Annotated in this window: 16 protein-coding genes; 15 read left to right on the top strand and 1 reads right to left on the bottom strand. The window is 64.1% G+C overall.

All coding sequences use genetic code 11. The features are described from left to right. The first annotated feature begins 22 nt into the window (after positions 1-22). From rplU to HHL25_RS16005, 4 genes are all read left to right on the top strand, one after another. Complete coding sequence (rplU, locus tag HHL25_RS16020; protein WP_169593398.1) at positions 23-337, top strand: 50S ribosomal protein L21; 315 nt, start codon at positions 23-25, stop codon at positions 335-337. Positions 338-373: 36 nt separating this feature from the next. After that, entirely contained in the window at positions 374-646 is a 273-nt protein-coding gene (gene rpmA, locus HHL25_RS16015) for a 50S ribosomal protein L27 (RefSeq protein WP_169593396.1), read from the top strand. A gap of 137 nt (positions 647-783) precedes the next feature. Then, positions 784-1,419 (top strand): GNAT family N-acetyltransferase, encoded by a 636-nt coding sequence (locus HHL25_RS16010; protein ID WP_169593394.1) that lies wholly within the window; start codon positions 784-786, stop codon positions 1,417-1,419. A 29-nt stretch (positions 1,420-1,448) separates the two neighbouring features. Next, entirely contained in the window at positions 1,449-1,982 is a 534-nt protein-coding gene (locus HHL25_RS16005) for a GNAT family N-acetyltransferase (RefSeq protein WP_246701872.1), read from the top strand. A gap of 44 nt (positions 1,983-2,026) precedes the next feature. On the opposite strand, the gene HHL25_RS16000 is transcribed toward HHL25_RS16005, so the two are convergent. Further along, positions 2,027-2,884 (bottom strand): endonuclease/exonuclease/phosphatase family protein, encoded by an 858-nt coding sequence (locus HHL25_RS16000; RefSeq protein ID WP_169593390.1) that lies wholly within the window; start codon positions 2,882-2,884, stop codon positions 2,027-2,029. An 85-nt stretch (positions 2,885-2,969) separates the two neighbouring features. Between HHL25_RS16000 and obgE the strand changes: the two genes are divergently transcribed. The 11 genes from obgE to HHL25_RS15945 all read left to right on the top strand — a co-directional run bounded on the left by obgE (position 2,970) and on the right by HHL25_RS15945 (position 13,617). Next, on the top strand, positions 2,970-4,034 hold the full coding sequence (gene obgE, locus HHL25_RS15995; RefSeq protein WP_169593388.1) for a GTPase ObgE: 1,065 nt from the start codon (positions 2,970-2,972) through the stop codon (positions 4,032-4,034). Continuing rightward, a complete protein-coding gene (gene proB, locus HHL25_RS15990) occupies positions 4,035-5,213 on the top strand; it encodes a glutamate 5-kinase (RefSeq protein WP_169593386.1) in 1,179 nt (392 codons plus the stop codon). Next, complete coding sequence (locus tag HHL25_RS15985) at positions 5,206-6,489, top strand: glutamate-5-semialdehyde dehydrogenase (RefSeq protein ID WP_169593384.1); 1,284 nt, start codon at positions 5,206-5,208, stop codon at positions 6,487-6,489. The genes proB and HHL25_RS15985 overlap by 8 nt, the downstream gene beginning before the upstream one ends. Next, complete coding sequence (locus HHL25_RS15980; RefSeq protein WP_169593382.1) at positions 6,464-7,114, top strand: nicotinate-nucleotide adenylyltransferase; 651 nt, start codon at positions 6,464-6,466, stop codon at positions 7,112-7,114. Before HHL25_RS15985 ends, HHL25_RS15980 begins: the two co-directional genes overlap by 26 nt. A 147-nt stretch (positions 7,115-7,261) precedes the next feature. After that, positions 7,262-7,648: a ribosome silencing factor gene (rsfS, locus tag HHL25_RS15975; protein ID WP_169593380.1), complete on the top strand. Its 387-nt coding sequence runs from the start codon at positions 7,262-7,264 to the stop codon at positions 7,646-7,648. Positions 7,649-7,759: 111 nt separating this feature from the next. Further along, positions 7,760-8,242, top strand: a complete 483-nt coding sequence (gene rlmH / locus HHL25_RS15970; protein ID WP_169593377.1) for a 23S rRNA (pseudouridine(1915)-N(3))-methyltransferase RlmH — start codon at positions 7,760-7,762, stop codon at positions 8,240-8,242. A 148-nt stretch (positions 8,243-8,390) separates the two neighbouring features. Then, positions 8,391-9,803, top strand: a complete 1,413-nt coding sequence (locus HHL25_RS15965) for a murein hydrolase activator EnvC family protein (RefSeq protein ID WP_390624519.1) — start codon at positions 8,391-8,393, stop codon at positions 9,801-9,803. Further along, on the top strand, positions 9,793-11,115 hold the full coding sequence (locus HHL25_RS15960) for a S41 family peptidase (protein ID WP_169593372.1): 1,323 nt from the start codon (positions 9,793-9,795) through the stop codon (positions 11,113-11,115). The genes HHL25_RS15965 and HHL25_RS15960 overlap by 11 nt, the downstream gene beginning before the upstream one ends. Before the next feature lie 66 nt (positions 11,116-11,181). After that, positions 11,182-12,378 (top strand): divergent polysaccharide deacetylase family protein, encoded by a 1,197-nt coding sequence (locus tag HHL25_RS15955; RefSeq protein WP_169593370.1) that lies wholly within the window; start codon positions 11,182-11,184, stop codon positions 12,376-12,378. A gap of 11 nt (positions 12,379-12,389) precedes the next feature. Next, a complete protein-coding gene (locus HHL25_RS15950; RefSeq protein WP_169593367.1) occupies positions 12,390-12,917 on the top strand; it encodes an RNA pyrophosphohydrolase in 528 nt (175 codons plus the stop codon). 172 nt (positions 12,918-13,089) lie between these two features. After that, entirely contained in the window at positions 13,090-13,617 is a 528-nt protein-coding gene (locus HHL25_RS15945; protein WP_169592988.1) for a hypothetical protein, read from the top strand. Positions 13,618-13,698 lie beyond the last annotated feature (81 nt).

Genomic DNA, 13,698 nt, shown 5'->3' with positions numbered 1-13,698 from the left:
AACGAACATGAAAGGATAACCAATGTTCGCAGTCATCAAGACCGGCGGTAAACAGTACCGCGTAAACGCCAACGACGTGCTGACCATCGAAAAGCTGGAAGCCGAAGCTGGTGCAACCATCGAATTCACCGAAGTCCTCGTTGTCGGCGAAGGTGCGGATGCCAAGATCGGCGCTCCCTTCGTCGCCGGCGCCAAGGTCACGGCCGAAGTCGTCGAACAGAACCGTGGCAAGAAGGTCATCGCCTTCAAGAAGCGTCGTCGCCAGAACTCCAAGCGTTCGCGCGGCCATCGCCAGCACCACACCGTGGTTCGCATCACCGACATCGTCGCCGCTTAAGCGCTCAACAGGAACAAGGTTTAAAGGAGAACTCCAATGGCACACAAAAAAGCTGGCGGTTCCTCGCGTAACGGTCGCGATTCCGAATCCAAGCGCCTTGGCGTGAAGAAGTTCGGCGGCGAAGTCGTCGTCGCAGGCAACATTATCGTGCGTCAGCGCGGCACCCAGTGGCATCCGGGCCCGAACGTCGGCATGGGCAAGGACCATACCCTCTTTGCGCTCACCGCCGGTAATGTCGCCTACCGTACGAAGGCCAATGGCCGCGTATACGTGTCCGTAGCGCCGAAAACGGCCGAAGCAGCGGAATAAAGCCGGTAACGCTCTAAAACAGCCGGCGTCTCATCGACCCGGCTGGCCGTACCAGGTTCAGTCCAGAAAACAGGGGAGATGGGACGCCATCTCCCCTTTTTCTTGTGCCTTTTTTCCAACTGGAAGGAGACTGAACCATGCAACTCGAATTATCACGGGTCGACCAGTCCAGGTCACCCGAAGACCGGTTGAGGCCGGATCGGTTAAGAAGCGATTGCCCCGTCTTGCTGTCGCAGCGGCTCGTCCTGCGCGCGCCGCACGAAGAAGACATTGACGCCCTTGCCCATCTCGCCAACAACGCCGCCGTCGCAACGATGGTATCGCGCATGCCGCATCCCTATACGGCAAAGGACGCCGCCGATTTCGTGCGACGTACGAAGGCTGGCGAGATCGGCAAATGCGTCTATGCCATTACCAAGGTCGGAAACGGCGCGTTTCTCGGTTGTTGCGCGCTCGAGCCCCAGGTCAATGACGAGGACACGCTGGAAATCGGCTACTGGCTGGGCGAGCCCCACTGGAACCAGGGCTATGCGACGGAAGCCGCCCATGCACTGATCGACATGGCGTTCCGTACCCGCGACATCGCCCGGATCGACGCCCGCTGCCGGGTCACCAACATCGCCTCGCGGCGGGTGATCCAGAAGTGCGGCTTCCAGTTCCAGGGGACCGGCATGGTCGGCAACCTCGCCATGGGCGGCATGGTTCCGGTCGAATGGTATCGCCTCGACCGCAAGACCTGGATGTCGCTGAAGAGCTGGGGGGAAATGCGGTGAACGCGCCCTTGAGAAAGACGACCCTTCCGATGCCTGGCCCCTGCCCGGTCATCGAGACGTCGCGGCTGACGCTCAGGCCGCATCGCATGAGCGATGCGGACGCGATCGCCGCTTCGCTGTCCGACTTCCAGATCTCGCGCATGCTGGCGCGGGTTCCCGTCCCCTACGACCGCGAGGATGCGAACGACTGGTTGAGCCGGGCGACATCCGGCCTCACCCCTGATTGGGCGTTTGCCGTCACGGCCGGGGACGATGTCCATCTCGGCGTTATCTCGATCGAGCTCAGGCACGGCCAGTGGCATCTCGGCTACTGGCTGAACCGCTTCTACTGGGGCAAGGGGTTAATGAGCGAGGCGGCCAGTGCCGCGATCGAGCGCTTCTTCCGGCGCATGCCGGAAACGGTGCTCCATTCCGGCGTCTTCGCCGACAACGCGGCCTCCCTGCGTCTGCAGGAAAAGCTGGGCTTCGCGATCCGGCGCTGCAGCGAGATCTACTGCATCTCGCGCAGTGCACTGGTGCCGCATATCGAGACGCAGATCACGGCGGAAACCTTCCACCGCTGAGCGCTCTTCCTTTGCCGGGCGGCCTTCGGGCCGCCCGGCAAAGGTCAGTCGATCTCGACCCAGAGCGGGAAATGATCCGATCCGTCCGCCGTCGTGTCGACGCGGGCGGATTTCAACCGTGGCTGAAGGCTGCCACTGAGGAAGCAATAGTCGAGATGCTTGCGCACCTTGCCGTCCGGGCTCACCCAGCTGAAGCCGTCCGCGCTGTGGCCGCCACAGCATGTCTGGGCGTCCAGCGGCTGGTCCGCGCGGGCGACCCGGCCGTAGAATGCGTCGTCGTGTCCGACCATCTCGACATATTCCGGCGATTCCGGCTCCATGTTGAAATCGCCGAGCATCAGATAGTCCGGCGCGAGCGGAAGCTCGGGCAGGTCGAACTCGCTGATGCCTGTCAATGCGCCGCCCTCGTTGAGATGGTTGGTTGCGCGCTCCTTGAGAAAGCGGATCTGCGCGATCCGCTCGTTCGGCGAGACGTGGTCGAGATGAACCGAATAGACGCGCAGCGGTCCGCCAGGCGCGTCGATCAGCGCCTCGGTCGCGCAGCGCTGCAGGTTGAGCTTGTCGAAGGTGCGGCTGCGCGGCAGAAGCAGCATCCGGCAGGAAAGGATCGGATAGCGCGACAGCACCATGTTGCCGAACTGGAAGCGGCGTTCGCGCCGGCGCCCGTCGATCGTCTCGTGGTCGACGAACACGTCGCAGGCCGGCCCGTAGACATGGGAATAGCCGGGAAAGAGCGAGGCGAAGGTCTCGACCAGATCGGCATGTCCGTTGCGGTGAAAACCGCGGGTCACTTCCTGCAGGGCGATCACGTCCGCCTTGGCGATGCTGTCGGCGATCCGGCGGGGGTCGAATTTGCCATCCAGCCCGATGCCGAACTGGATGTTGTAGCTGACGAACTTCACGATACTCTTTGACCTCCGCTTCAACCGGCTATATCGATGGCCCACATAAAACCGCTTATCCCGACACATTATCAATGGCAGAAGCATGAAATTTCTCGACGAGGCTAAGGTCTATATCCGCTCCGGCGACGGTGGCGCCGGCAGCGTCTCCTTCCGCCGTGAAAAATTCATCGAGTTCGGCGGTCCGGACGGCGGCGACGGCGGCCGTGGCGGCGACGTGTGGGTCGAGGCGGTGAACGGCCTCAACACGCTCATCGATTTCCGCTTCCAGCAGCATTTCAAGGCCAAGACCGGCACGCATGGCATGGGGCGCAACCGCACAGGTGCCAATGGCGAGGACGTGACGCTGAAGGTGCCGGTCGGCACCCAGATCTTCGAGGAAGACAACGAGACCTTGATCGTCGACATGACGGTCGAGGGCCAGCGTTTCCGCCTCGGCAAGGGCGGCAATGGCGGCTTCGGCAACGCCCACTTCAAGACCTCGACCAACCAGGCGCCGAACTGGGCCAATCCCGGTCTTGAAGGCGAGGAGAAGACGGTCTGGCTTCGCCTGAAGCTGATCGCCGACGCCGGCCTCGTCGGCCTGCCGAATGCCGGCAAGTCGACCTTCCTCGCCTCGGTCACCCGCGCCCGGCCAAAGATCGCCAACTACCCCTTCACCACGCTGCACCCCAATCTCGGCGTCGCCACCATCGACGAACGCGAATTCATCCTCGCCGACATTCCCGGCCTGATCGAAGGTGCGCATGAGGGCGTCGGCATCGGCGACCGCTTCCTCGGCCATGTCGAGCGCACCCGCGTCCTGCTGCATCTCGTCTCCGCCCAGGAGGAGAATGTCGGCAAGGCCTACAAGACGGTGAAGCACGAGCTGGAAGCCTATGGCGGCGGGCTCGAGGACAAGCCGGAGATCGTCGCGCTATCGCAGATCGACGTGCTCGACGAGGCAAGCCTCAAGAAGAAGACCCAGGAGCTGAAGAAGGCATCCGGCAAGGCGCCGCTCCTTTTGTCGGCCGTGACGGGCAAGGGCATGACCGAGGCGCTGCGCACGCTCCGCGACATCATCGTCGCCGAGAACGGAGACGTCGAGCTCCGGGAAAAGAGCGACAAGCACCGCAAGCGTGACCAGGAAGACAAGGAAGGCGACGAATAGATGTCGACCGCCCGCAAGCCGCTGTCACGCTACAAGCGCATCGTCATCAAGATCGGCTCGGCCCTTCTCGTCGATCGCGGCAGCGGCCTGAAGAAGGCCTGGCTCGATGCGATCTGCGACGACATTGCCGACTTGAAGGCCCGCGGCGTCGACGTACTCGTCGTCTCATCCGGTGCGATCGCCCTCGGCCGTACCGTCCTCGATCTCCCTTCCGGCGCCCTCAAGCTGGAGGAAAGTCAGGCGGCGGCGGCCGTCGGCCAGATCGCGCTCGCCCGCCACTGGTCGGAAAGCCTGTCGCGCTCCTCGATCGTTGCCGGCCAGATCCTGCTCACCCTCGGCGACACGGAAGAACGCCGCCGCTACCTCAATGCGCGCGCTACCCTGCAGCAGCTTCTGAAAATCGGCGCGGTGCCGATCATCAACGAAAACGATACCGTGGCGACCACGGAAATCCGCTACGGCGACAACGACCGGCTTGCCGCCCGCGTCGCGACGATGGCCGGCGCCGACCTGCTGGTCCTCCTGTCGGACATCGACGGCCTCTACACTGCCCCACCCCATCTCGATCCCGATGCCCGTTTCCTCGACACGATTGCCGAGATCACCCCGGAGATCGAGGCCATGGCCGGCGGCGCGGCTTCCGAACTGTCGCGCGGCGGCATGCGCACCAAGATCGATGCCGGCAAGATCGCGACCGGCGCCGGCTGCGCGATGATCATCGCCTCCGGCAAGACCGATCATCCGTTGAAGGCGATCGAGACCGGCGCCCGTCATTCGTGGTTCGCCGCCTCGAAGGCCCCGGTCACCGCCCGCAAGACCTGGATCGCCGGCCAGTTGCAGGCCGCCGGCATCCTGCACGTCGATACCGGTGCTCAGGCCGCGCTGAAGGCCGGCAAGAGCCTCCTTCCCGCCGGGATGCGCCAGGTCGTCGGACAGTTCAGCCGTGGTGACACGGTTTCGGTGATCGGCACCGAGGGTCGCGAGATCGCCCGCGGCCTCGCCGCCTACGATGCGGAAGACGCCCGCAAGATCGCCGGGCGCAAGTCGGGCGAGATCGAAGCTTTGCTCGGTTATGCCGGCCGTGCCGCAATGATCCATCGCGACGATCTCGTGATGACCGACCCGGCCGGCAAGGCCGGGCAGGTAGCGAATGAACCCAGGGACGAGGCCCATGCTTGATACCGTCACCAACGACAGGACGATCGACGCGCTGATGCTCGACATCGGCCAGCGTGCCCGGGCGGCGGCTCGACCACTGGCGATCGCCTCGACCGATGCGAAGAACCGCGCACTCCTTGCCATGGCAGACGCGATCCTGTCCGACGAGGCGGCAATCCTTGCCGCCAACGCCATCGACCTCAAGAACGGCCGTGAAAGCGGCCTTGCTGGATCCTTCATCGACCGCTTGACGCTCAATCCGCAGCGCGTGGCCGCGATAGCCGACGGTATTCGTGCGATTGCCGATCTCAAGGATCCGGTGGGAGAGCTGATTGCCGAATGGGATCGCCCGAACGGCCTGCACATCGAGCGCGTCCGCACGCCGCTCGGCGTCATTGGCGTCATCTATGAGAGCCGGCCAAACGTGACGGCCGACGCCGGCGCCCTTTGCCTGAAATCCGGCAATGCCGTGATCCTGCGGGGCGGCTCGGATTCACTGAACTCCTCGCGCGCCATTCATGCCTGCCTCGTGCGCGGCCTGGAATCCGCCGGCCTTCCGGCCGATGCGATCCAGCTGGTCCCCGTCAGCGACCGCGCGGCCGTCGGCGCCATGCTGACGGGTCTTGGCGGCGCAATCGACGTCATCGTTCCGCGCGGCGGAAAAAGCCTCGTCGCCCGCGTCCAGTCGGAAGCGCGTGTTCCCGTCTTCGCCCATCTCGAGGGCCTGTGCCACGTCTATGTCGACGCTTCGGCGGATCTGGAGATGGCCAAGCGCATTGTCGTCAATTCGAAGATGCGCCGCACCGGCATCTGCGGTGCAGCCGAAACCCTGCTGGTCGACAGCGCCGCGATCGGCACGCATCTGATGCCGCTGCTGGAGGCCCTGACCGAGGCGGGCTGCGAGATCCATGCGTCTCCGACCGTGCTGAAGGTCCATCCCGGTTTCAAGCCGGCGACCGAGGAAGACTGGCGCACCGAATATCTGGACGCGATCATCGCGGTCGCGATCGTCGACGGCGTATCGGGTGCCATCGACCACATCGAACACTATTCGTCCCACCATACGGAAGCGGTGATCGCCGAAGATCCGGCGGTCGTCGAGCGCTTCTTCAACGAGATCGACTCGGCGATCCTGCTGCACAACGCCTCGACCCAGTTCGCCGACGGCGGCGAGTTCGGCATGGGTGCCGAAATAGGCATCGCCACCGGCAAGATGCATGCCCGCGGTCCGGTCGGCGTCGAGCAGCTGACCTCGTTCAAATACCGGGTGCGTGGCTCCGGACAGGTGCGGCCCTGACGTGGCGGACGGGCCGATCGCTTACCGCTACCGCCGCATGCCGCATGTCGAAAGCGGCATGATCGTCGGCCTCTTCGGTGGCTCCTTCAATCCGCCGCATCAGGGGCATGCCCTGGTTGCCGAGATCGCGCTCCGGCGCCTTGGTCTCGATCAGCTCTGGTGGATCGTGACGCCCGGCAATCCCTTGAAAAGCCACAGCAACCTCGCTCCGCTCGCCGAACGGCTGGAGAAATGCGAGGCGATCGCCTCCGACCCCCGCATCAAGGTCACGGCTTTCGAGTTGACGCTCGGCACCAGCTACACCGCCCGCACCCTGGACTCCATCAAGGCCCGCAATCCGGACGCCCGTTTCGTCTGGATAATGGGTGCCGACAACCTGGCAGGATTCCATCGCTGGCAGCGCTGGAGACACATCGCGACCACCTTCCCAATCGCCGTCATCGACCGACCGGGTTCGACGCTCTCCTACCTGTCCTCCAAGATGGCCCGTACCTTCGACTATGCACGGATAGACGAGGACGATGCGGGCGTGCTCTGGATGAAAAAGGCGCCGGCCTGGACCTTCATCCATGGCCCGCGCTCCACGCTGAGCTCGACGGCGCTGCGCGAAGCGGCCGGAAAGTGAGCTCTGCGGCCCTCCCGGCGCACCGATCTCTTGAAAGATTGACGGATCGATGCCACCTTCTATCAGCGATTGCCGAAACGGGAATCGCCTCCGTGCTGTTATTCAAGGAAAGGAAGAACTCTGACAACAGTACACACCAAGGGAAAGATGCACGCCATCCTCCCGAAAAGCCCGGAACGTGGCGCCGATGCCGCAGCCCGCGCGCTTGAGCTGGTCCTCGCAAGCCTCGAGGACTCCAAGGCAGAAGATATTGTCACCATCAACATTGCCGGGAAGTCCGCGCTGGGCGACTACATGGTCGTCGTGTCCGGCCGTTCGAACCGTCATGTGGCGGCGATCAGCGAACACCTCATTTCGGACCTCAAGGAGGAGGGCTTCGGCTCTGCCCGCGTCGAGGGTCTGGAAACGGGCGACTGGGTCCTGATCGACACCGGTGACATCATCGTGCATGTGTTCCGTCCCGAAATCCGCGAGTTCTACAACATCGAGAAGATGTGGGCGGCTCCGGACATCGAGGAAGGACGTCTGCACTAAGGACCTGTGGCCGGCTGCCGCTGATCCCGGCAGCAGCGAAACGGAACGAGGTGGCGATCATCGCTGTTCGCCGCTCAAAGGGTTTTGCGGCCATCATGGAAGGATTGGGACATGCGCGTTGGCATTTATGCCGTGGGCCGGTTGAAAGCCGGACCGGAAAAGGAACTCGCGTCCCGTTATATGGATCGTTTCGCCAAGGCCGGGCCTGCCTGCGGGCTCGAATTGTTCCGCTCGGTCGAAATTGCCGAAAGCCGCGCGTCGAACGCCGCCACCCGCAAGCGCGAGGAAGCGGCGGAGTTGGTCAAGGCCATGCCGGAAGGTGCCCTCGTCATCGTTCTCGATGAACGCGGCAAGGCGCTCGACAGCCAGGAATTCGCCGATCTTCTGGGCGATCATCGCGACCGCGGCCAACGTGACCTTGCGATCGTCATTGGCGGCGCCGATGGCGTCGATCCGGATCTTCGCGAAAAGACCAAGCTCGTTCTCAATCTCGGCCGCATGACCTGGCCTCACCAGCTGGTGCGCATCCTGCTCGCCGAGCAGCTCTATCGCGCCGTCACCATCCTGTCGGGCCATCCCTACCATCGCGTCTGAGATGACCGTCCGGCCTGTCCGGGCTCCCTGTCCGGGCTCTTTGCTTGTCGGCGCAAATCAGCGTATTTTCCGCGCGAACCGGGATAGCGCTTTGCGACACGACGACCGTCCGACCAACAAGATCGTTTCTGCAGGCCGAAGCCGGGCACTGCTCCTTCGCGCTTTGGCAGCCACGACCCTGCTTGTCCTTCCGGCCGGCGGCTCTTCGCAAGAGGCTACCGCGCAGACACCCCCTCCCGCCTCGGTAGAGGCGTCGCCGCCGGCACCTCCTTCTCCGGCGGGTGCAGAATCCGGCACCGGGGACGCGGCTGTCGCCCTGCGCCAGAAACGCGACCAGATCGGCCGCGAACTGCAGGAGCTTTCCCGCAGCATGCAGGTCTCCGGCGACAAGGCGAAGGAACTGGAATCGAGCATCGCAGCGCTCGCCAAGACCTCCGAAAGCCTGAAGACTGCCCTCATCGAATCGGCCGCCCGTCGCAAGGACCTGGAGCGCAAGATTGCCGAGGGTGGACGCAAGCTAGCCGATCTGGGGCTTAGCGAGGACAGGATCCGGGCATCCTTCCGCGACCGGCGTGCGATCCTCGCCGAAGTGCTGGCCGCACTCCAGCGCATGGGACGCAACCCGCCGCCCGCCCTGCTCGTGACGCCCGAGGACGCACTCGCCTCGGTGCGCACTGCCATTCTTCTCGGCGCGGTCGTTCCGGGCATCCGCAAGGAGACGGAAAAGCTCGCCGACGATCTCGCCGAACTCGTGCGCCTGCGCCAGGAAGGCGAGAAGGAGACCGAGACGCTGATTGCCACCATGGCCAGCCGGCAGGAGGAAGAGCGTCGCATGGATCTCCTGCTGGTCGAGAACGACCGGTTGTCGCGCCAGAACACGCTGGAACTCGCGACCGAGAAGCGCCGTGCTGAAGAGCTTGCGGCAAAGGCCTCCAACATGGAGGGCCTCATCGCCAGTCTGGAAAACGAGATCCGCTCGGTCCGCGACGCGGCCGAGCAGGCGCGTGCCGAGGAAGAGCGCCTGAAGGCCCTGAGCGAGGAGCAGCGCCAGAAGGCGCGCGAGCTTGCCCTATCGTCATTGCCCGATAAAAACCGTATTGCCCCGGCATACGCTTTCTCCGATCTGAAGCAGAAACTGGAGCTGCCGGCCGCGGGCGATATCCTCCGCCAGTTCGGCGATCCGGACGGCACGGGCCATGAGGCCAAGGGCATGGTCATTGCATCGACGCCCGGGGCGCTGGTGACCGCTCCCGCGGATGGCTGGGTTGTCTTCGCCGGTGAATTCCGCAGTTACGGGCAGATGATCATCCTGAATACCGGCGACGGTTATCATATGGTATTGTCAGGCATGGACCGCATCAACACCAGCCAGGGTAAGTTCGTCCTGTCCGGCGAGCCGCTGGCGGTGATGGGGGAAAAAAGAGTGGCGAGCGCGACGGCATTGGCGCTGGAAACGGATCGCCCGACACTTTACATAGAATTTCGGAAAGATGGAAAACCGGTTGATTCCCGCCAGTGGTGGGCCGGAAGCGGTTCTGGAAAGGCACAGAATGATACCTAGGGTCTCTCTTGTTCTCGTTGGTGCGCTGATGGGCGCGACTGCGATGAGCGTTCTCTATTCGGCCGGCATTCCCGCACAGGCCGCCGGCGCTTCCACCTACAAGGAACTGTCGATTTTCGGCGACGTGTTCGAGCGCGTTCGCGCACAATACGTGACGCCGCCGGACGAGGAGAAGCTGGTCGAGAACGCCATCAACGGCATGCTCACCTCGCTTGACCCGCATTCGACCTACATGAACGCCAAGGATGCGGCGGACATGCAGACCCAGACCCGTGGCGAATTCGGTGGCATCGGCATCGAAGTCACCATGGAAGAGGAACTGGTCAAGGTCATCACCCCGATCGACGACACGCCCGGCTCCAAGGCCGGCATTCTCGCCGGCGACTTCATCTCCGAGATCGACGGCGAGTCGGTGCGCGGCCTCAAGCTTGAGGAAGCCGTCGACAAGATGCGCGGTGCGGTCAACACGCCGATCAAGCTGACGATCCTCCGCAAGGGCGCCGACAAGCCGATCGAACTGTCGATCGTCCGCGAAATCATCCCGATCCGCGCCGTCAAGTCGCGCGTCGAGGGCGATGTCGGCTATCTGCGCGTCATCTCGTTCACCGAGAAGACCTATGACGATCTGGAAGCCGCGATCGCCAAGATCAAGAAGGAAGTCCCGGCCGACAAGCTCAAGGGCTTCGTCCTCGACCTCCGCCTCAATCCGGGTGGCCTGCTCGATCAGGCGATCTATGTTTCGGATGCCTTCCTCGAGCGTGGCGAAGTGGTTTCCACCCGTTCGCGCGATCCGGAAGACACCCGCCGCTTCAACGCCAGCGCCGGCGACCTGACCGACGGCAAGCCGCTGGTCGTGCTGGTCAACGGCGGCTCCGCCTCGGCTTCTGAAATCGTGGCCGGCGCGCTCCAGGACCTGAAGCGCGCGACCGTTGTCGGCACGCGCTCCTTCGGCAAGGGTTCTGTCCAGACCATCATCCCGATGGGCGAAAAGGGTGCGCTCCGGCTGACCACGGCGCTCTATTACACGCCGTCGGGCAAGTCGATCCAGGGCACCGGCATCGAGCCGGACATCAAGGTCGACCAGCCGCTGCCGGAAGAACTGCAGGGCAAGGTCCGTGCGGAAGGCGAATCCTCGCTCAAGGGCCACATCAAGGGCCAGAACGAGAACGACGAAGGCTCCGGCTCGTCCGCCTACGTCCCGCCGGAAGCCAAGGACGACATGCAGCTCAATTATGCGCTCGACCTGCTGCGTGGCGTGAAGACGGATCCGTCCTTCCCCGCCGACCCGGCAAAGGCCGTCGTCGCAAAGTAAGGAATTGGGCGCCGGAGCAATCCGGCGCCCGAACACATTTGCGACCCGACGGGAGCGGACGACAAATTGGGCGCTGATCTTCACGCACCGCTCGGCCAGGATCGCAAGGCCGCGAAAAGGCCGCTCCGCCGCCTTCCCGTGTCTGCCATTTTCGGCGGGATCGCTGCCCTCTCCATCTTGGGGCTTTCGACCTATTCGGCCTTCGAGCCGCTTCCCCTTCAGAGACCCATTCCAGCCACGGAACCAGCGCAAGACGCCGCCAGCGGCGCCGGCAAAACGACACCGGCCGCGGGCGCAGCTGACGGCAACGGACAGACAATGGCGAACAGCCGACCGCTTGGCGGCGCGGCAGTGGAACGCACACTGACCGACGACGGATCGGTGGTCACCAAATTCTCGCCCAAGCCCCGCGACGGCAAGGGGCCTGTGCTGATCGACAATCGCAATCTCGGGCAGGAAGGCCGTCTTGCCGCGCTTCCCAACGACGACCTGATCGAGGAGACGGCCGAAGGTCGCCTTCCCGTCGTCGGGCCTGACGGCCAGCGCCCGGTCGACCAGTATGCCCGCCCGTGGTCCGGCGCCCGCGGCACCCGCATCGCGATCGTCGTCGGCGGCATCGGGCTCAGCCAGACCGGCAGCCTGCGCGCCATTCGCGACCTGCCGGAAGAGGTCACGCTCGCCTTCGCCTCTACCGGCAACAGCCTGTCGCGCTGGATGCAGGAGGCCCGGATGAAGGGCCACGAGATCCTGCTGCAGATCCCGCTCGAGCCCTTCGACTATCCGGAAAACGATCCGGGCAGGGGCACTCTGCTGACCAGCGACCGGCCCGAAGAGAGCCTGAAGAAGCTGCATCAGGCCCTGGGCCGCATCACCAACTACACCGGCGTCATGAACTACATGGGCGGCAAGTTCATGTCGGATGCGTCCGTCTTCGAGCCGGTGATGCGCGACATCGGCCAGCGCGGGCTGCTCTTCCTCGATGACGGCTCCACCGCCCGCTCGCTGACGGACGGATTTGCCAAGGCCATCGGCATGCCCTATGCGGACGGCGACCTGCTGCTCGACGGCCAGCCGGAAAAGCAGGCCGTGCTCGCCAAGCTCGACGAACTGGAACGCATCGCCCGCCGCAACGGACAGGCCATCGGCACGGCCTCCGCCTTCGACGAGACCATCGCCGCCGTGCGCGAATGGAGCGAGGAGGCGAAAGCCCGCGGTATTGAAATCGTTGGCGTCTCGGCCCTTGCCGCCGACGCCGTGGAGTAAAGAGGATCCAGATGGAGATCACCATGCCACCCCGGCTCGAACCTGAAGACCTGCCCTACCGCCCTTGTGTCGGCATCATGGTGCTGAACCGGGCCGGCCTCGTCTGGGCCGGCCGGCGCATCCCGGAAGGCAATTCCGAATATGACGGCTCCCCGATGCTCTGGCAGATGCCCCAGGGCGGAATCGACGACGGGGAAGACCCGCTCGCCGCCGCTATCCGCGAGCTTTATGAAGAGACGGGCATGAAGAGTGTCTCGCTGCTTGCCGAAGCCGGCCGCTGGATCAACTACGACCTGCCGCGGGAACTCATCGGCATCGGCCTCAGGGGCCGCTATCGGGGCCAGACCCAGCGCTGGTTCGCTTTCCGCTTCGAGGGCGATGAGAGGGAGATCGCCATCGATCCGCCGCCCGGCGGCCACGTCGCCGAATTCGATGCCTGGGCATGGAAGCCGATGCGGGAACTGCCCGACCTGATCGTCCCCTTCAAGCGCGCCGTGTATGAACAGGTTGTTGCCGAATTCACCCATCTGGCCGGCTAGCCCGGGCGGAGCGCCGACGCGGTTGGCGGACCACAGCCGGGTGACAGGCGGCGTGACAACGAGCGGTCATCAGCATCACACTGAAACAGGTAGATCTCGGCCGGTGACCCTTCCGCTCCGCGCCTCCGCTGCAGACGTCGCATTGAACATCAGCAAGCAGGGAACGAATATCATGACAGCCGCGCGTTATGCGGATTACGTAAAAGACCTGCGGGTCCTGTTTGCCGAACTCGACGGACAGCCTGACCTGTTCCAGAACTTCGATCTCCATGTGGAAGTGGCGGCCGCGGGCCGGTTGGTCGTCTATGAAACGCGCAGGCGGAAAGGGCTTACCGACAGCCTCTATTACGGCCGCTCCGGTCCGGACGAGAGCAATCGCCAGATTGCCCAGAAGACCGCCTTCGCAGCCATTGACCATTTCATGGCGCTCGGCCAGTTTCTTGCGCTCGACGGCAGCGCCGGCGCGATGGGCGGCGACCCCTTCCAAGGACTAACGTCAATCGGATCGCAATATCCATCCTGCGCTTTCCGCTTCGCCTATCGCAAGAAGGGCCAGCCGATGGCGCGGTCGATGGTGATGATCTTCGTCGGCTTCAACGATGATCAGGATGCCGCCCGCTATGCGGAAGCCCTGCCGGATCCCTCTATCCTCGTTCGCGAGCGGCCGTTCCGCACCGAAAAGCTCTTCGAGTGGAAGTGAGGTTGCCCAGCATCCGCCGGCCTTTCCCAAGCAAAGGCCGGTGACTCGACGGACGACCACGCGGGGTGAACTGGGGCTTTG

This window comes from Rhizobium terricola, assembly GCF_012927355.1.
Taxonomy (GTDB): Bacteria; Pseudomonadota; Alphaproteobacteria; order Rhizobiales; family Rhizobiaceae; genus Allorhizobium; species Allorhizobium terricola.
Note: the sequence above shows the minus strand (reverse complement) of the source record. Positions and strands in the feature narration are given on the sequence as shown.

What these genes read in the sequence shown, in the direction of transcription:
- obgE (WP_169593388.1), top strand. Translation starts at nt 2,970, where the DNA reads ATGAAATTTCTCGACGAGGCTAAGGTCTATATCCGCTCCGGCGACGGT.
- HHL25_RS15945 (WP_169592988.1), top strand. Translation starts at nt 13,090, where the DNA reads ATGACAGCCGCGCGTTATGCGGATTACGTAAAAGACCTGCGGGTCCTG.
- HHL25_RS15985 (WP_169593384.1), top strand. Translation starts at nt 5,206, where the DNA reads ATGCTTGATACCGTCACCAACGACAGGACGATCGACGCGCTGATGCTC.
- HHL25_RS15960 (WP_169593372.1), top strand. Translation starts at nt 9,793, where the DNA reads ATGATACCTAGGGTCTCTCTTGTTCTCGTTGGTGCGCTGATGGGCGCG.
- rsfS (WP_169593380.1), top strand. Translation starts at nt 7,262, where the DNA reads ATGCACGCCATCCTCCCGAAAAGCCCGGAACGTGGCGCCGATGCCGCA.
- HHL25_RS16010 (WP_169593394.1), top strand. Translation starts at nt 784, where the DNA reads ATGCAACTCGAATTATCACGGGTCGACCAGTCCAGGTCACCCGAAGAC.
- proB (WP_169593386.1), top strand. Translation starts at nt 4,035, where the DNA reads ATGTCGACCGCCCGCAAGCCGCTGTCACGCTACAAGCGCATCGTCATC.
- HHL25_RS15950 (WP_169593367.1), top strand. Translation starts at nt 12,390, where the DNA reads ATGGAGATCACCATGCCACCCCGGCTCGAACCTGAAGACCTGCCCTAC.
- rplU (WP_169593398.1), top strand. Translation starts at nt 23, where the DNA reads ATGTTCGCAGTCATCAAGACCGGCGGTAAACAGTACCGCGTAAACGCC.
- rlmH (WP_169593377.1), top strand. Translation starts at nt 7,760, where the DNA reads ATGCGCGTTGGCATTTATGCCGTGGGCCGGTTGAAAGCCGGACCGGAA.
- HHL25_RS16005 (WP_246701872.1), top strand. Translation starts at nt 1,449, where the DNA reads ATGCCTGGCCCCTGCCCGGTCATCGAGACGTCGCGGCTGACGCTCAGG.
- rpmA (WP_169593396.1), top strand. Translation starts at nt 374, where the DNA reads ATGGCACACAAAAAAGCTGGCGGTTCCTCGCGTAACGGTCGCGATTCC.